Here is a 17,509-nt window from a genome sequence, read left to right on the forward strand (position 1 = left end):
CATCGTCGGCCGTTGGCACCGCGTACCGATACATTGCGGGCATGACCCCCCAGGGAGACCCTCGCCCCCAGGCCCCTCGCCCCCAGCGCTTCCTCTGGGGAGCCCGAATGCAGATCTACCGCGACAACCACCCCCGCGCGTACACCCTCCGCTTCTCGGGCCTCCTGTTCCTCCTCATGGGTGCAAGCGGGATCATCGCGTTCGTGACCGCCGGCCGCCCGTGGCAGCTGAGCGTCGTCATCGCCGTGATCCTGCTGGCGGTGTCCACGATCCCCATGGCACTGATCATCGTGTTCTCGTCGCCCGCCAAAGTGAACGAGCGCGCCCGTCACGATCCCGGGTTCGCTCGCTTCCCCGCGGACACCGACCCCGCCAAGCTCGCGGAGGCCTGGCGGCTCGTACGGCGGGGCAGGCTCGGCGCGGACCCGGAGGCCAACCGGCTGGGACGGATCGTCGTCGAGAAGGAACTGAGCAGCACGTCGACGACCCCTTCCTTCATCCTGATAGGGATGGTGGCCTTTTTCAACGCCTTCCTGGGCATCAGCCGCCTCCTGGCGGAGGGAGTCTCGCCCTTTGTCGTCGTCCTCCTGGGACTGGCCATCCTCCTGAGCGGACTCTCCGTCTCGGTCCTCTTCCTGGTGCCACGACAGCGCCGCCGTTCGAAGGCGTTCCGCGACGCCTACGACGACGCCGCCGGGGAGGCACCCGGCAACGCGGCGTAGACACACGGAGCGCTCCCGGCCCACGACCGGAGCCGTGTCCGCTCCGGAACACCCGCTGCGGGCTGCCGGTGCTCGAGAACGTCCCCGGAGGCGAAAGCGTCCGGGCACGAACTACCAGCCGAGAGGGTGGAAATCGCGGAAGAACCCGCCGCGCGGGCCGTCGTCGGGCAGGGTCGCGGCCCATACGACACCGGGAGCGCTGGCCTCGACCGGGCGTGCGCCCAGGTGCTCAGCACCGGGTGCGGTCGCGGTGACACCGGGGCAGACCACGTTGACGATGACCGGGGTGTCGGCCAGTTCGGCGGCCAGCACCGCTGTGAAGGCGTTCAGTGCTGCCTTGCTGACGGCGTGGGTCGCCGCCGATCCGCCCATCAGGGAAAGACCGAACCGCTCATCGGCATGGGACCCGGCGCCGGAGCCCACGTTGACGATGCGCGGGTGGTCCGAGGCGCGCAGCAGCGGGAGGAGGGCCTGGGTCATGCGCCATGCGCCGAACAGGTTCACTTGTAGGACATCGGCGGCGGCCCCCAGGTCAGCCCCGGTGGCGGTGTCGGTCCGGTCGGGGGAAGCTGCGGCGTTGTTGATCAGAATGTCGAGTCGCCCGGCGCGTGCGATGAGCGCTTCCACCGCGGCTTCGACCGCCGCGGGGTCGGTGACGTCGAGATCGACCGGGAGTGGTTCGACCCCCTCGATGGGGCTCGCCGCCTCGGCCGCCTGGCGGGAGTCCCGTGCGGTGATCAGCACACGAACCCCGGTCAGTGCCAGTTGTCGGGCGACCTCCAGGCCGATCCCGCGTGCGGCACCGGTGATCAGCGCCGTCGTCGCGGTTCCGGAAACCGTGGCGCGAGAGGTGGTGAGGTGTTCGTTCTGTGGCATGGGCCCATCCTCACGGGAGCCGGTCGGGCCCTCCATGTCTCCGAGTCCGTATTTTCTGCCCGATCGTCCCGAGCGGCCTGTCCGGGTCCGATCACGGAGCTTCCGGGCCGGCGGAGGGTGCGTCGCGCACCCGGGAGCGGTAGCGCAGCGGCGACTCGCCCACCTGCCGCCTGAACGCGCTGCTGAACGCGCTCTCCGATGCGTAGCCCAGTTCGGACGCCAGTGCACCGACGCGCACGTCACTGTCGCGCAGGGCGCGCTGCGCCAGAAGCATCCTCCAGCGGGAGAGGTAGGTCAGCGGCGGTATGCCCGCCAAAGAGCGGAAGCGTTCCGTGAACGAGGTTCGCGACATCGCGGCAGCACGCGCCAGCTCCTCCAGGCGCCAGGGTTTTCCGGGTGCGCTGTGCATGAGCCCGAACGCGGGACGCAGCTGTTCGTCGGCCAGCGCCCGCAGCCATCCCGGGGGCAGTTCGAGTCGTCCGAGGTAGGCGCGCAGGACTTCGAGCACCAGGAGCCGGCCGTGTTGCCGGATCGCGAACTCCGCCCCCGGCCGCCCTCCCGCCACCTCGGCGAGCAGCAGGTCGAGGGCGCCGCGCAACCGCAGGGCCTCGGTGTCCGCGGCCCGGACGTGCCCCACCGGAGGGAGTGTCTGGAGCAGGAGCTCGCGACCGACACGGTTGAGGTCGACCCGGATGCCGATGACGACGTCATCGTGGTCGGCGTCGGCGGTGCGCAGGCGGAGGGTGTCGGGATCAGGTACGACCTCACGGCGCGGCCCGTCGCCGGCGCCGCCCTCGACCTCCAGCCACGACCGGTCGTTCAGGATGGCGACGTCGCCCGGTCCGAGCACGATCGGCTCACAGCCGTCGGCGGTGAGCCGGGACCGGCCGTGCACCATCACAATGAGCTTCATCGCTTCATCGACCGAGGCGCGCGACACCCAGGGGCCCCGTACCGCGAAGCCACCGGTGACGTGTCCGCGGATCCCGACGAGGTCGATCACCTGGGAGAGTTGGCCATCGGTCATGTCCGGAACTATCGCGAAAGAGACGACATCCGGTCAACGTCCGCGCTCCTCTGTGTAGGACCACGGAGTCCTCTCCGTCTGAGCCTGCCAGGTGGCGCCAGTCGGTGCACCGGCTTTCTTCCGGTCGGTGGTGTTTCGTGTCCCTCAGGAACGGCTCACGCCCAGGGGCCGGATCCTGGTCCATGCCCGGTCGGCAGCGTCAACTCCGTGGGGACGCGAGGGCCGACTTCCGTGGCGACCGTGACCCAGGTGGGGGCGCTGCCGACCACGGCGGCCGATCCCCGGGTCCGGGAGGCTCGCCCCTGTTCCTGAGCGCCGGTGTGCTCTGCCCGTCGTGGCGGCGGATGCAGCGGAGGTGGGGGCAGCGGTCGGCGGCACGGACTCACTCGGTCCGGGGCCGGGGCGTGCTCACTCGCCGACAGCCGGGTAGTAGTCGTCCTTCTGACGGGCCTCCTGCGGGTCGGAGACGTCGACCTCCACCCCCGCCTGGGCGAATACCGCCCGCACCCGCTCGGCGGCCTCCTCGCCCAGGTAGTGGTGGTGCAGGTCCAGGCGCTCCAGGTGGGAGAGCGCCGGCACGGCGGCGAGCAGGTCCTCGACGTCGTCCTCGCACAGGGTGCCCAGGGACAGGTCGAGCGAGGACAGGCGGGCCGTGATCGGGGCCTGGGCCAGGGCCCGCACCCACTCCCCGGTATTGCGGGAGTTGCGCAGGCCCAGGTGCCCGAGTCCGGGCAGGGCCTCCCCGGACAGCAGGGGCGCCAGGTCGTCGGGGGTGGCGTCGCCGCCGTAGTCCTCCACGCCCAGCCACAGTTCCAGGCGCTGCAGCGCGGGCAGCCCCGAGGTCAGGACCTGGCGCACCACCTCGGCGGGCAGGCCGCCGCTCTGGAGGGTGAGCGAGCGCAGGGAGCCGTGTTCGGGCACGTGCAGGGAGAGCCTTTCAGCCCCCTCGTAGGTCTCCCCCACCCCGCGGACGGTGAACTCCTCCAGGTGCGGGTAGGCGGCCAGCAGCGGAGCCATGTCGCAGTGCTGGATCCAGGAGATCTCGTTCTCCTCGAACGTGATGTCGCCGAGGAAGAGCGAGCGCAGTGCGGGCAGGGCCGGGGCGTGGGCGATCAGGGCGTCCCGGAGCTCGCGGGAGGAGATGTCGCTGCCCTCCTCGAACCCCCAGTCGCCGATCACCAGCGCGACCACGCGGGAGGTGTCCACCTCCTCGACGAACCTGGCCAGGTAGGGGACGAACTCCTCGGTGTAGCTGGAGAGGCGGAGCCGCCACGCCACCGAGTCCGGGGCGAGCCCGGCCTTGGCCATCCTCTCCCGGTGCGGGGTGGAGGCCGGGGCCTCCACCTGGTTCCGGCGCGCGTTGGAGGCGGCCTCCCGGAGGTAGTGCGCCTCCGCGTCCTGGTCGAGGAACTCGACCACGGGGAGGCCGGCGTACTCGGTGAGGTGTTCTTTGATCACGATGTCTCTTCTGTGCTGTTCGAGGGGTGTGCGACATGTCTAGCAGTGCGCACGGACAGGCAGGAGCCGGGCACGGGGTTTCTCCGGCGCATGGTCGAAGGTGAGATCACCGAGCACGGCATGCCCGCTCCCGAGGGCTGTGGTGAGCCCGAACCGTCCTCTATGAGGTCCTGCCGAAGCTCGTCACGACGGTGCACACAACGTCACCCGGACCGAACGCTCTATACGAGGTCCGTTCCGGCGGAGAAAGGCACGTCCGCCGCCGCCCCTCCATCGGTGGGGCAGCGGCGGACCCGCGCGAGGGGCCTCAGCCCCGGGGCGCGGAGACCGTCTCAGCGGCGCCGGGGCCAGGGGCCGTGTTCCGGAAAGGGGTCAGGGTCGCCTTCTCGGTACCGTCGAGATCACCTCGGCGCCTCCGCCCCGTGTGTCACCAGCAGTTGTCCCATCTCCTGGGTGCACCGTGTCAGTGCGACGTACAGTCCGTTCCAGCCACGGGGTTCGGCGGTGATGCCGGGGGCGTCGATGAGCAGGGTGGCGTCCCATTCCAGCCCCTTGGCCTCGGTGGCGGACAGGACCGGCACGTCGGGCAGCGCCGCGCGCAGGGCCGGCAGGCGTTCGCGGGGAGCGATGACACCGACCATGCCCCCTGCCCACCGTTCCGAGAGTTCCCCGATGACGCGGACCGCCTCGGCCGCGAGGCCGGGCTCGTCCACCGTGCGTTCCCAGGGCTCGACGCCCGAGGCGCGCACGGCGCGAGGGGGTTCGTTCCGGCTGCCCGCGTTCTGGAGTACCGGCCCGGTGAGGGCCATGACCTCCAGCGGGGTGCGGTAGCAGATGGTCAACCAGGCTTGCGCCCATCTTGTGCCGAAGGCCGCGCCGACCGCGTCCTCCCAGGTCGTGTGCCGGTGCGGCGCCTCGGCCTGATCGATGTCGCCGACAGCGGTGATCGAACGGGAAGGGCAGCGGCGCATGACCATGTGCCACTGCATCTCGGAGAGTTCCTGTGCTTCGTCCACGACGACGTGCCCGTACACCCAGTCCCGCTGTGCCGCGGCACGGTCGGTCAGGAACTCCCCCTGCTCCTCGTTCGGTCGCACATCACCCAGAAGATCGTCCAGGGCGTCGAACAGGGGGATGTCACTGCTCGCCCACTCCCGCGGTTCACCGACGACCATCTCCCTTTCGGCGTCGGTGAGCTCCGGCGCCCACCGGCGCAGCAGTTCCGCGTCGCCGAGCAGCCGACGCAGTTCCGTCGTCGTGTCGCGGGTCGGCCACCACCCCTCCAGCGTGGCGGCCACGCCGGAGTCGGCGGCGATCCGGTCGTGCAGTCGCTCCAGGTCCTCCTCGGTGAGCTCTCCGTCGACATCCGTTCCGGTGGTGCCGTTGCTCGCGGCGCGGTTGTCCGAGCGCGTGATCCCGGCGTCGAACCGGGCGAGCAGATCCTCGAAGCCCTCCTCCATCTGCGCCAGCAGCTCTTCGCTGCGCTCGGCTATCGCGTCGGTCAGCAGATGGTGGACCTGTTGGCCGAAGAGGGCGCGAGCCGCGTGGTAGGAGTGCCCGGCCGTCGCCGACGCGAGAGCCCGGGCGACCCTGTGTTCACCGATCGTGTACCGTTCCCCCTCCCACACCAGTTCCAGGTCGACGGGCCGAGGGACGAGCGAGGCCGAGTACCGGGAGAGCGCCTGCTGCCAGAGCCCCCTGCCCTTGATCTCCGCGATCTCGCGCGACTCCGCACGCTCCACCCCGATCCCCGGGACCAGGGTGTCGCAGGTCGCCGACACGATGGCGGTCTCCCCGAGCGCCGGCAGCACCTGGGTGATGTACTCCAGGAAGCGCAGGGACGGGCCCAGGACCAGAACGCCCTGCGCGGCGAGCTGCGGATAGGTGAAGAGCAGGTACGCCACCCGGTGCAGTGCCACCACGGTCTTGCCGGTGCCCGGGCCGCCCTGCACGACCAGCGGCCCCCGGGAGTCGGCGCGGACCACCTCGTCCTGCTCGCGCTGCAGGGTGGCCGCCGCGGTACCCATGCGGCCGGTGCGCCGCTCTCCGAGGGCCGCGAGCAGGGCGCCCTCGCCGACCAGTTCACCCGCCCCCGACCCGTCGAGCGGCTCGTCGTCGACGCCGGTCACCTCCCGCCCGTCGACACGGATGTGGCGGCGTCGGCCCTGCCCCTGGGGGTCGACCGGGGTCGCGGTGTAGAAGGGCCTCGCGGCCGGTGCGCGCCAGTCGATGACCAGGGGATCGCTGTCGTCTCCCGCGCTGGGCACACCGACGCGCCCCACGCGCAGGACTGTCCGGTCGAGCGCGTCGAGCCGGCCGAAGATCAGACCCCGGTCCGCGCGCCGCAGTTCCTCGCGGCGGTTGGCCATCATGCGCAGCCGGGCGTGCCCGGTCGTGTCGCCCGCCGGGACCGCGATCTCGGCGTCGAGGTACTGGAGTATCTCGTCGCGGCGCGTGAAGGCCTCGTCGAGGACGAGCTGTTCCTCGGCCACGGCTGCGGTCTGCGCGGCATGGTCGCCATTCGGCGATGGGGTGGCATTGCGTGGGGGCACTCGAAATCTACCCTTTCCGTTTCACCGTAGAAGCAAGGAGCGTAACACCGCGAAACAGCGAAATATTCGTTAGCGTGAGTGTCGTCACTTCTGCCTGGTGCTGTAGCAGAAATCGCGTGCATGGTGGCTGCCGAGGTCGGTGGGCAGGGTCGCGGAGTCCGGCGGTCGGCCGGTTGCGTCCGGTCGGGCGTTCTGTCAGCCGATATCCGCTACTGCATTCTCGGTGCCACGGGAAAAACCGGTATCAGGTGTCGGATGTCGCCGAATGCCGTCGGTCGACCGCTTGCAGGAATGGCCCGGGGCGACGGCGCCGGTCCGTTCGCAGCCGGGGCCGAACGCGTTCGCGGCGTGTGGCGTGTGGCGTGTGGCGTTCGAGAGTGGCCGGTTGCCCTGCCCATCGCGTACGCGGAGTGGATGGCGGCGCGGTGCACCGTTGGCACCGCCCGGACGGAACACCCCCGCCTCGGACCCTGCGCAGGGCCTCCGCCGCGGCGCGGTGGCCGCTTCTCACGGCACCGTCGAGGGCGCCGTTGCGGGAAGGAAGGTCCGCGGTCGCGGTGGCAGTCCGGTGCACGCGCCCTCGGGAAGCACGCAGCCCGAGTCCGTGCCGGGTGAGGAGGTCGGGCGGGACGGGCAATCGGGGCTCAGCCCCGAAACCGGGGGACGCCGCACCCACCGACCCTCCCCGACCGGGCCCGTCGTACCGTCCTGACCAGGCTCTTCGTCCTGGGAGGGTCGTCGCCTCGGCCCGGTGCCGAAAAACTTCGCGATTCGGGAGAACTCCTCTGTCCCCTCTGCCATCAGAAGGCACAGAAAGAAACCACGGACACAAGAGGAGCGGCGCCGGAAGCGTCCCGCCGAGCACAGAAGAAAGGGCGATCCGCATTGCCGGACGACCGAAATTCACAAACTCGGACGCGCGTCGATGACGGAACGAGCCCGACACATCCGATCCCGACGTCGATGAGGCATAGCTAGAGGCCACGGCACCTCTCGACGAGATCGACCGGCGGGGAAGCGCCCATCGGAGCGCATTTTTCCCGGGTTGCACGAGACACCGCACCTCCCCCACGGCGCGTGTTCTCCATTCCCGAAATCCCTGCCACAGCCATACCCGAAAACCCTCACCCGCAATGAGATATCTCTTCCCTTGGGGAGAAAGGAATCGCATGAACCGCAATTTCCGTACCACCGTCCTGGCTCTCGCGACCTCCGGCCTGGTGGTCCTCGGCTCCGCCGCGTGCTCCTCCGGGGAAGTGATCGACGCGGTGGCGGACGGTACGGACGTGGGTGAGGGCAACGAGGCCGCGGTGGTGACGGAGCCCCGGGTCGGCCTGCTGGAGTTCATCGCCCCGGGCGAGTTCAGCATCGACGGCGCGGCCTTCTTCGCCACCGAGGAGACGCAGATCCTGGGCGGCCTCAACGCCTGCCCCGCCGAGGACGGCCTCGACGAGAACGGCTTCGGTCTCGTGGACTGCGACCTGGAGTCGCTCGAGGCCGCGGTGCAGGGCGGCGCGCCCGTGTACGCCGAGGCCGAGGTGGAGGAGCCCGGGAACGCCCTCTCGATCACCGAGTACGACGTCGACGGCCAGGCCGAGCCGGCGCCCGGGACAGCTCCCGGCGACGGCGCCGCGGGGACCGACGAGGCCCCCGAGGGCTCCGCCGTCGTGCGGGGCGAGCTGGAGTACATCGCCCCGGGTGAGTACATGATCGACGGGACGGCGTTCTTCGTGGCCGAGGACACCGTGATCTACGCCGGCATCTACGCCTGCGCCGGGGGCGTCCAGGACCCCGACACCGGCGACGTCATCTGCGACTTCGACCAGTTCGACGCCACCCTGGCGAACGGCACCTCCGTCACGGCCGAGGTCCAGGTCGTCGAGGGCATCGCCCAGACGATCACCGAGTACTAGGACCGGTCCTGCCGAGGGGGCGGCATACGCCCCCTCGGACATCCGGCGAAGGCCCTGCCCAGCAGGGCCTTTTTTCGTGTGCCCACCAGGGGTGACGGCTGAGTGCAGCCTCACAGAACCGGTCGGACTCCCGGGCGCGGATCGGAACGTAGCCTTCTCATCGGATGAGAATTTGCCCTTTTCATACCTTTTGTCCGATCCATAGAGTGAGCCGGTCCCGAGCGCCGCTCGGAGCTGGCCAGGTCCGGGAGAGGGGGCGCCATGTCAGCCGACGCGACGTCCGGCAACGCGGGACGGACCACCGACCGCCTGCTCGGCGTGCTGATGGTCTTCGCCGAAGCGGAACACGCCACCGCCTCGGAGGTCTCCGAGGCCACCGGCATCCCGGTCAGCACCGTCTACCGGATGCTGGACCGGCTGTCCGCGACCGGGTTCGTGCAGCGTGTCGGTACCGCCTACGGGGCCGGCCCCGTGGCGGTCCGGTTCGCGGAGAAGTACCGCAACGGCGCGCTGGAGCGCACCGCCATCGGCCCACGGCTGGAACGGCTCTCGCACGAGTCCGGCGAACTGGCGGCCTTCATGGTGCCGGTCGGCACCGAGGCCCTGTGCGTGGACGCGGTCGAGGGGGCCCGGGTGCTGCGCTGCTGCTACACCCGCGGAGCCGTGCAGCCGCTGCTGCGCGGGGCCACGGCCGAGGCGCTGCTGGCCCACCTCCCCGAGTCACGGCGCCAGCAGGTGTACGCCGCCTACCGGCTCCCCGCCGAACGGGTGCGGGCCCTGGAGGCCGCGCACCCCCTGGTGCGGGAGAAGGGCGTGGCGGTCAGCGAGAGCGCCCTCGACGAGGGCGTGTGGGGCGCGAGCGCCCCCGTGCTCGGCGACTCGGGCTCCCTGAACGGGGTCGTCACCGTGATGGCCCCGGCGGCGCTGACCGAGCGCCGGCGCCCCTACTACGTCCGCCTCGTCAAAGAGGCGGCGCGTGACCTGAGTGGAGGAACGATTTGAACAGGGTGGATCCCCCCGTCTGGACCGGGCGCGACGACGGCCCCGGCGCCGAACACCGGCGCTGGCACACCACCGTGCGCCCGCTCGACGACGCCGGCCGGGCCGGAACCGCGATCGTCGGCTTCGCCTCCGACGAGGGCGTGCGCAGGAACAGGGGCCGCACCGGCGCCGCCGAGGGACCCGCCGCCCTGCGCCGCGCGCTCGCCCCGCTCGCCCTGCACCGGGACGAGGCGCTGTACGACGCCGGGGACGTCCGCGTGGACGACGGCGACCTGGAGGCCGGCCAGCGCGCGCTGGGCTCGGTGGTGGCCGGGGCCATGAGGGCCGGGCACTTCCCCGTCGTGCTCGGTGGCGGCCACGAGGTCGCCTACGCCAGCTACCTGGGCCTGGACGAGGGCCTGGGCTCGGACCGGACCCGCACTCTGGGCGTGCTCAACATCGACGCCCACTTCGACCTGCGCGAGGAACCGGAGCCCACCTCCGGAACACCCTTCCTCCAGATCTGCGAGGCCGAGCGGGCCCGGGGACGCGACTTCCGGTACGCCGTCGTCGGGATCAACGAGGCCGGGAACACCCCCGTGCTGTTCGACCGCGCCGACCGGCTCGGCGTCGAGTACCTCACCGACGACCGGTGCACCGCCGCCCGCCTGGAGCGGGTGCTGGCCTTCGTCCGTTCCTTCCTGGACACGGTGGACGACGTCTACCTCACGCTCGACCTGGACGCCCTGCCCGCGTGGGTGGCGCCCGGGGTGAGCGCCCCCTCCCCGCTCGGCGTTCCGACCGAGGTGGTGCAGGCCGTGGTCGAGGAGGTCGCCGCCTCGGGACGGCTGGCCCTGTTCGACGTGGCCGAACTGAACCCGTCCCTGGACGTGGACGGCCGGACCGCGCGCGTCGCCGCACGCATGGTGGACCGCGTGCGCGCGGCCAGAGGACGGAACTCGTGAACATCTCCCTGGACCTGATCCAGACCACCACCCTGGCCGTCGTCCTGCTGCTCCTGGGCGAGTTCGCCCGGCGCCACATCGGCTTCCTCCAGCGGTTCAGCATCCCCGGCCCGGTGATCGGCGGTTTCGCGTTCGCGCTGGCCGTCCTGGCGCTGCGGGAGACCGGCGTGGCCCAGCTGGAGCTGGACACCACGCTGCAAGAGCCAGCGATGATCGCGTTCTTCACCACCATCGGCCTCGGCGCCAGCGTCAGCCTGCTCCGCAAGGGCGGCAAGCTGCTGATCGTCTACCTGCTGGCGTGCTGGACCCTGGCGATCCTCCAGAACGTGGTGGGCATCGGCATGGCCACGGCCCTGGGCATCGACCCGGTGCTGGGCGTGATGGCCGGCGCCGTCGCCCTGGAGGGCGGCCACGGCGCCGCGGCGGCGTTCGGCCCCACCGCCGAGGCCCTGGGCACCGACGGCGCCACCGCGATCGCGATCGCCGCGGCCACCTTCGGCCTGGTCGCGGGCGGTCTGCTGGGCGGTCCGATGGCCTCCTGGCTGATGCGGCGCCACAAGGTGGAGGTGCCCGCGGTCGCCGACACCGCCGCGTCCTCCGCCGCCGAGGCGGAGGAGAAGGAGGAGCCGGTGGGCTACGGCCCGCTGGTGAACACCGCCGTGCTGATCGGCGTGGTGATGGTGGCCGGGGTCGCGCTGGGCACGTGGTTCAGCGAGACGACCGGGTTCGTGCTGCCCGCGTACGTGGGCGCCATGGTGGTGGCGGCTGTCGCGCGCAACGTCGGTGACCGGTTCGGGTTGCGCATGCACCAGGGCGCCCTGTCGCTGGTGTCGTCGCTGTCGCTCGGCCTGTTCCTCACCATGGCCATGATGGGCCTGCGGATCTGGGACCTGTACGCGCTGGCCCTGCCGCTCGTGCTGCTCCTCGCGGTCCAGGTGATCGTCCTGCTGCTGTTCGTCGCGCTGGTCGTGTTCCGCTTGCTGGGGAAGGGCTACGACGCCGCGACGATGGCGGCCGGCATGGTCGGCCACGGCCTGGGCGGCACCCCCAACGCGATGGCGAACATGGACGCCTTCAACCGGCGTTTCGGGGTCCGTTCGGAGAAGGCCTTCCTGATCGTCCCGCTGGCCGGTGCGGTGCTGATCGACATCGTGGCGCTGCCGTGGATCGTGTGGTGCATCAACGCGGTGGCCTGACCCGAGCCGTCTCCCGAGGGACCCCCAGGTCGCCGACCTGGGGGTCCCTCGTCGTTTGGGCCTGGGGGGAAGGAGTCGAAGAACACCCGAGACGGAGGGGCGTCTTCGGGCAGGTCAGGCAGGGTGCAGGAGCAGCTGTGGAGCGGGCGTCAACCGGGGAGCCGCGGGTTGTCTCGGGTCACAACATGGCGTCGGCGTGCAACAAATCCGGTGTCTGAGCACTCCCTCTACATGAGCTTCCTGCGCCACGCAGGATTCCCATCCTCCACCGAACCCCCGAGGTACACATGCTGAACCCTGACCTCACGCGCCGCATCACCCTGGGCGTGGTCGCCGCCGGATCCGCCCTCGTCCTCGCCGCTTGCGGCGGGGCCGACCCCGAGCCGGAAGGGACCCCGGAGCCCGCCGAGGTGACCGAGGAGGAGACCCCGGAGGTCGACACCGCCGACTTCAACCAGGGCCCGATCCCCGACGCCGCGCCGGAGGTGACTGCGGAGGACCTGCCCGCTGAGCCCGACAGCTCCGCGCCGCTGGGCGACCGCATCGCCTGGGAGGCCCTGGAGCAGGTCTCCGTCTTCGCGTCGGTCGTGGACCCGGACGCCACCTCCGAGTGCCCGGAGATCGCGGGCACCGAGGGGGAGACCGCCACGTGCACGGTGAACTTCCTCGGGGAGGAGTTCGAGTACGCGATCACGGTGGAGTCCTCCGGCATCCTCGTCTCCTACCAGCCGCAGCTCGTGGACGGGCCGCTGATCCGCGAGGCGGTCGAGGACACCCTGCGCGTGCAGGCGGACACCGAGTACGTGCTCTGCGACATGGAGGCCGACCTCGTGCGCGGCGAGCCCGACACGGACGCGCCGTTCACGTGCCAGGCGCTGGACGAGGAGACCGGGGAGGTCGACGAGTACACCCTGAGCATCTCGATGTACGGGGCGTTCACGTTCTTCGTGGTCTGACCGGTGACCGAGCCGCCGTCCGTCGCCCCGAGCCCGGTCGGGGCGGCGGGACGGGGCGGGAGCGGGCGCCCGCCCGGGACCCGTCGTTGAGGGTGCCGTTCCCGTGGGCGAGGGAGTCCTCGACGGTCACGGCGCAGATGGGGCCGGTGTCGGACTCGGTGCAGAGGTCCCAGCCGTCGTCGGTGTTGTTGTGGGCCACGGTGTGCCGGAAGACGTTCCCGGGACCCGAACCCGGTACATGCCAGTGCCGACCCGCACCGCGGTGTGGGCAGCCGTACGGTGAGCGGTCCCGGCCGAGACCGGGCGCGGCCGCTACACCGGTTCAGTCCCCATCGCCACCGTCCATGGCGGGCGGCTGCCAGATGAGGTTCAGTTCACCGCGATTCTCCGGCTCGGACGCCGCAACCCGCCTCCGTACCTCCCGGGCACGGGCCCTGAACCCGCCTTCCAAGACTCCGAGGTCGACCTCCAGGGGCATCCACCTCTTCCTGGTCCCGAACCGGAGGGACCGCTCATGGAGCTCCCCCAGGTCCGGACGCACGTCTTCTCCCGTGTATCCGAGCAGGACTGCCAGCACCCGGTGCGCGCCGGGCCGACGCGCGGGGTCGTGGACCAGGCAGCTTTCCAGCACCGACGACAGCGGTCGGGGCACCCCCTCCAGGTCCGGTCGCCCCGTCACCGCGCGGGCGGCCGTCTCGGGGGGAATCGGCCCGGGGAACGCCGACCTCCCCGTGGCCGCCCGGACCACGGTCGCCGCCCAACCGAAGACGTCGTCGGCGCCGGTGCCCCGACCACCGCCCCGCCGCCCCGGCTCCGGCTGCTGCGGTGTCAGGAGAGACCGGCGGCCGTCGGCGGTGCTCTCCACCGCTCGGGCGACGACACGGTCGACGACGACCGCGCCGTCCGCGCCCACCAGGATGTTCTCCCCGGTGACCCCGTGGTGGACGATGCCCGCGTCGCGCAGGACCGCCAGCGCGGTGGCGGTGTGCACGGCGAACCGGTACAGCTCCCGGTCCGCGAGCAGGTCCCCGCCGGCGATCCGCTCGCTCAGGGGTTCGGCGTGCCCGGCGTCCCGGAAGGCGACCCACGGCGTGCCGGCCCACGGGTCGGCGTCCACCGCCGTCAGCAGGGAGAAGGAGGACACCCGCAGCGACAGCGCCACCGACCGTTCGAGTCGTTCGCGGAACCCGGGTGTGCGCGCCGTTTCGCCCGACACGAGCGTGAGCACATGCGGTGCGCCCCCGGCGTCCACCGCCCGGAAGTGCGCGCCTCGGGGGTCCGCGCCGAGGTCGCCCACGAGCCGGTATCCGTCCACGCTTTCCCCGACACCCGCCATGTCCCTCCCCTTCACGGATACCGGTGAGAGTCCCGCGCGGGCCGGGAGGTTCGCACCGGGCTTCCGCCGGGGCGAGCCACCCCCGCAGCTGTCCTCGCCCACAGGTGCGTGGCCGGACGGTGCACCACCTGACCGTGTCCGATCCACATCCCGGCGGCGCAGGCCGACTCCTCGCGGGGCCCAGGGTCGCGGCCAGGTGCTCGACATCGGGGGCGGACGCGGCGGCGGTGGTTCCGGTCCGGTCGGTCATGACACCGGGATCGCACAGGCCACCGACAACGCCGGTCGGGCCTCGGGGCTCACAAACGGGCGGGCAGGGCCCATTCCGCAACTGTCTCCCAGCCGGGGGCCGGGCCGGGAACCCCGGCGTCCCCGCTGGTGCTCATCGCCTGGGAGGGGTGGGCTGCGGCACCGCTGGGGTATGACGCCGCGGTCCTGCATGCCTACGCCCTGGCCGAACCCGGTGCAGCTGCCGTGATCCGTGAGGTCTTCTCCGACGTGCTGGACACCGAGGAGGGGCGTCTGGCGCACCTGATCGTCTGCGCCGAGATCGTCCAAGCTGGCGAGCGGAACCCGCTCCACCGGAGACTGGCCCCATACACGCGCGCATTCGCACACGACCTGCTCGCCGCGTGCTCCCTCCTCTCAGGGGACTGCCTTGACCGACCGCATGCCCACAGGTTCCAGGAACGCGGTGACCGGGTCTGGCCGCGCCCAGATGGGTCGGGACCTGAAGGCCGTGTCCCCTGTTCCTCACCCAACGCAGCGGGGCCCGCACCGGCCTGATCGGTTGAGGTAGTGCAGGTCATTCCGCGAGAGGCCGCGATCGGAATCGAGCCGCACAGGACCCCTTTCGGTACTTGAACCGTGGCCTGCCATGGCCGAGGAAAGTGCCTGAGCACCCCTTCTCCGGTCAACAGCGGGTATGGAAATTATTTCCCCGCCCAGGCATGTCCGCCTTCTAGTTCTGGCCAACAGAACACAGGTCAAGTGTCAGCAAGAGGCCGTCGGGTAGTCATGTCGACGCCACAGAACAGCACCACGGTATTTCTGTGGATTCCGCAAATCCTTTCTTCCTGTTTGATGCCACATGGAGGCCTGTGATGAATCGTCCGGAGGACACCCGCGCAGAAGCCATCCTCGAAGAGGAGAGAGCAGCATTTGTCCCACGCCAGGCCCAAGAGGCTTTCGGGCTTTCATCTCCTGCCCAGCCACATGGCAAGAAGGACATGGATACCGCCCTGGCCGCAATGAAGCAAATCATCATGGGCATATGCAGTGTCGTTCCGGGGTGGGGGACCCTGATCGGCGTCGGATTGGGAATCGGTCTTTCCTACCTGTGGCCGTCCGGAAAAGACGACGTATGGCTTGAGATCGAGGAACGCGTCAAAAAACTCGTGAAGAAGGAGATCAAGGATCTCTACCGAAAATTTACGGAGAACCAGCTCAAGGGCCTCTACGGCCTTTGCGCACGTTACAAGAAGTCAGCCGAGGCCGCATACAAGAACAGCGCCAGCAACAAGGACAAGGAAGACGCCAGGACAGACTGGAAAGCCATCGAGACAGCAATCATCAACGACCTTCCCGCTTTTCAGGACAAAGACTACAAGGTTGCCATCCTTCCACTGTTTGTCCAGGTCGCCAACATCCACCTGTTTATCCTGCGCGACATGTGCATCAACGGGGAGAAACTCGGCTTCGGGAATCAAAAAATTAATGACTGCAAAACGACCCTCAGCAACCTCACACAGGGGAGTTCTCCCACTTATATCAACTACGTAATGGATACCTACAAGGCCGGATGGGACGAGATCGACACTCTCGCCAAGAAGGTTGAGTTCCATCGGGAAATGTGGTTCGCCGCAGTCGAGTACGCCCAGGTCTACTGGCGCCCCTTCGGGGACTGGCAGAAGAAGTACGATACGGTGGACCGCGACGTCGAAATTTTCTGGGGTCCGTTCGGAAAGCAAGGGGCTGGCAGTCTCGACAACCTCTTCACCAAGGATGACTTTGTTCACCGCCCAGCCAAAACTGGCCGCCTCACGGGTGTGAAGGCGTGGTGCAAGGAGTACGAGAACGAGAAAACCGGGCACAAGTACCGCCTCTTGCACGGCATGCAGATGCGCCAGGGCAGTAGTTGGCAGACCATCGACGGAAGTCAGACGGGCGATTGCTACGGTTGCGAAGAGAAGCCTCCCTACTGTCCGGGAGAGGGCAAATACTTCCAGGGCTTCCACGTCTACCACGACCCTAAAAACGGGATTTTCAACTACGTCATGTTCCAGGACAGCACCGGGGAAAACACCGAATACCTGGGAAGCTTGGGATATCCGAATGAGGAGCACGTCGACTGTGGAATCCAGGACTTCGAGGTGTCCCAGGCAAGAATCGTCGATTTCGACCATCGGAAACACCCCAGCGCGATGCTTTTCGCTTTCCGACCGGTGAGCACCAAAGTCAAGTACAAGGAGATCAAACCCTCTTTGCAAAACATGGTGCTGTGCCAACCCGAAGACATGGACCACGTACTCGCGCCGCAGACGTACAGTGTCTCCGGAGAAACCGAACTCAGCATGAGTCAAGCGAATGGGACCCTGGCTCAGCAGTGGGAATTCCAGGATGCAGGAAAGGGGTTGTTCCACCTCGTCAACCGGTACAGCCGCCAATACCTGATCCGCACCCCCCAGGGGGTCCGTCAAGGCGATGCCGACCATCGTGCTACTGAGGCCCTGTGGCGCCAGGTGCACGATGAGGAGGGCCTGCTGTCCCTGGCAGACCCCGGTGACGACAGCGCGAGGTTGGGCGTCGACCGCGACAGGGTCGTCCTCGGCGGCGCGGAGGGCACCCGGTGGGTCGCTGTCCCTACGGTCGCCGCCGACTCCCTGCGCCTTCCCGCCACACCTGCACTCGACACCGAGTCGGGCCCCGGCAGCAGCCGGGTGCGCGTGACGGTACCCCGGGACAGCGAAGAGGTGCCGGATTGGAACGTCTCGTTCTACCTGCCCAGCGAGGCCGGGGACCAGATCGACGTGCAAGGCGCAGTCGTTGCCTCCACAGACCGTGACGAGCGCGGCCTACGCGTCACGGTGACCGCGCAGGACCCCCGACACCGGTCCTTGGCCGCGGGGACGGCTGTGGAGTTCACCGTGACAGCGCCGATGTCCGGGCGTGCCCGCGACCGCGCTCTGGCGCTGGCCGATGTCCGCCTCAACGGAACACATGTCAGCGGCTGAGCCCCAGCACGTCGTCCTGCGGTGCACCGGCCGATAGCCGACGCCGCGTGCTGCCGAAGTTCTCATGAGTCGGCTCTGCCGTCAGAGCGTTCGTGCATGCAAGTGGCGCAGACTCGGGCTCTGCACGCTTAGCTGCGGTGGCGCGACGCCCACGCCCGCACCCCGGCCCTCTCGCGGCCCAGCGTCGCGAGAGGGCCGGGGTGCGTAGTGAGAAAGGGCGTTCGTTGTTCGCCCCGCCCGTTGTGACCCCGTCGAACAGGCCGGGGGACCGTCTGGTGGCGCAGCTCGGCCGTG

12 protein-coding genes are annotated in these 17,509 nt (G+C 69.7%); 7 read left to right on the forward strand and 5 right to left on the reverse strand.

Annotated features, from left to right (window positions below):
• Nucleotides 1-107 precede the first annotated feature (107 nt).
• The gene (locus ACFQBR_RS22190) at nucleotides 108-722 is read left to right on the forward strand and encodes a hypothetical protein (RefSeq protein WP_344177508.1); all 615 of its coding nucleotides are present in this window, start codon (nucleotides 108-110) and stop codon (nucleotides 720-722) included.
• Between the two features lie 111 nt (nucleotides 723-833).
• On the opposite strand, the gene ACFQBR_RS22195 is transcribed toward ACFQBR_RS22190, so the two are convergent.
• The 4 genes from ACFQBR_RS22195 to ACFQBR_RS22210 all read right to left on the reverse strand — a co-directional run bounded on the left by ACFQBR_RS22195 (nucleotide 834) and on the right by ACFQBR_RS22210 (nucleotide 6,575).
• Nucleotides 834-1,598: an SDR family NAD(P)-dependent oxidoreductase gene (locus ACFQBR_RS22195; protein ID WP_344177510.1), complete on the reverse strand. Its 765-nt coding sequence runs from the start codon at nucleotides 1,596-1,598 to the stop codon at nucleotides 834-836.
• A gap of 91 nt (nucleotides 1,599-1,689) precedes the next feature.
• Nucleotides 1,690-2,625 carry an AraC family transcriptional regulator gene (locus tag ACFQBR_RS22200; RefSeq protein WP_344177512.1) on the reverse strand — a complete coding sequence of 312 codons (936 nt, stop codon included), beginning with the start codon at nucleotides 2,623-2,625 and terminating at the stop codon, nucleotides 1,690-1,692.
• Between the two features lie 408 nt (nucleotides 2,626-3,033).
• Nucleotides 3,034-4,083 (reverse strand): STM4015 family protein, encoded by a 1,050-nt coding sequence (locus tag ACFQBR_RS22205; protein WP_344177514.1) that lies wholly within the window; start codon nucleotides 4,081-4,083, stop codon nucleotides 3,034-3,036.
• Nucleotides 4,084-4,484: 401 nt separating this feature from the next.
• Nucleotides 4,485-6,575, reverse strand: a complete 2,091-nt coding sequence (locus tag ACFQBR_RS22210; protein ID WP_344177516.1) for a HelD family protein — start codon at nucleotides 6,573-6,575, stop codon at nucleotides 4,485-4,487.
• Between the two features lie 1,229 nt (nucleotides 6,576-7,804).
• Between ACFQBR_RS22210 and ACFQBR_RS22215 the strand changes: the two genes are divergently transcribed.
• The 5 genes from ACFQBR_RS22215 (at nucleotide 7,805) to ACFQBR_RS22235 (ending at nucleotide 12,646) form a co-directional block, all read left to right on the forward strand.
• Complete coding sequence (locus ACFQBR_RS22215; protein WP_344177518.1) at nucleotides 7,805-8,548, forward strand: hypothetical protein; 744 nt, start codon at nucleotides 7,805-7,807, stop codon at nucleotides 8,546-8,548.
• Nucleotides 8,549-8,809: 261 nt separating this feature from the next.
• Nucleotides 8,810-9,550: an IclR family transcriptional regulator gene (locus tag ACFQBR_RS22220; protein WP_344177520.1), complete on the forward strand. Its 741-nt coding sequence runs from the start codon at nucleotides 8,810-8,812 to the stop codon at nucleotides 9,548-9,550.
• A gap of 5 nt (nucleotides 9,551-9,555) precedes the next feature.
• Nucleotides 9,556-10,494: a formimidoylglutamase gene (gene hutG / locus ACFQBR_RS22225; protein ID WP_267950418.1), complete on the forward strand. Its 939-nt coding sequence runs from the start codon at nucleotides 9,556-9,558 to the stop codon at nucleotides 10,492-10,494.
• Nucleotides 10,491-11,690 (forward strand): sodium/glutamate symporter, encoded by a 1,200-nt coding sequence (gene gltS / locus ACFQBR_RS22230; protein ID WP_344177525.1) that lies wholly within the window; start codon nucleotides 10,491-10,493, stop codon nucleotides 11,688-11,690. Before hutG ends, gltS begins: the two co-directional genes overlap by 4 nt.
• A 287-nt stretch (nucleotides 11,691-11,977) precedes the next feature.
• Nucleotides 11,978-12,646 (forward strand): hypothetical protein, encoded by a 669-nt coding sequence (locus ACFQBR_RS22235; protein ID WP_344177527.1) that lies wholly within the window; start codon nucleotides 11,978-11,980, stop codon nucleotides 12,644-12,646.
• Between the two features lie 322 nt (nucleotides 12,647-12,968).
• Here ACFQBR_RS22235 and ACFQBR_RS22240 read toward each other — a convergent pair whose 3' ends face one another.
• Nucleotides 12,969-13,982 carry a protein kinase gene (locus ACFQBR_RS22240; protein WP_344177530.1) on the reverse strand — a complete coding sequence of 338 codons (1,014 nt, stop codon included), beginning with the start codon at nucleotides 13,980-13,982 and terminating at the stop codon, nucleotides 12,969-12,971.
• Between the two features lie 1,103 nt (nucleotides 13,983-15,085).
• On the opposite strand from ACFQBR_RS22240, the gene ACFQBR_RS22245 reads away from it, so the two are divergent.
• Nucleotides 15,086-17,215 carry an insecticidal delta-endotoxin Cry8Ea1 family protein gene (locus ACFQBR_RS22245; RefSeq protein ID WP_344177532.1) on the forward strand — a complete coding sequence of 710 codons (2,130 nt, stop codon included), beginning with the start codon at nucleotides 15,086-15,088 and terminating at the stop codon, nucleotides 17,213-17,215.
• The last annotated feature ends 294 nt before the right edge of the window (nucleotides 17,216-17,509 follow it).

Source organism: Nocardiopsis tropica (assembly GCF_042660575.1).
Taxonomy (GTDB): Bacteria; Actinomycetota; Actinomycetes; order Streptosporangiales; family Streptosporangiaceae; genus Nocardiopsis; species Nocardiopsis tropica.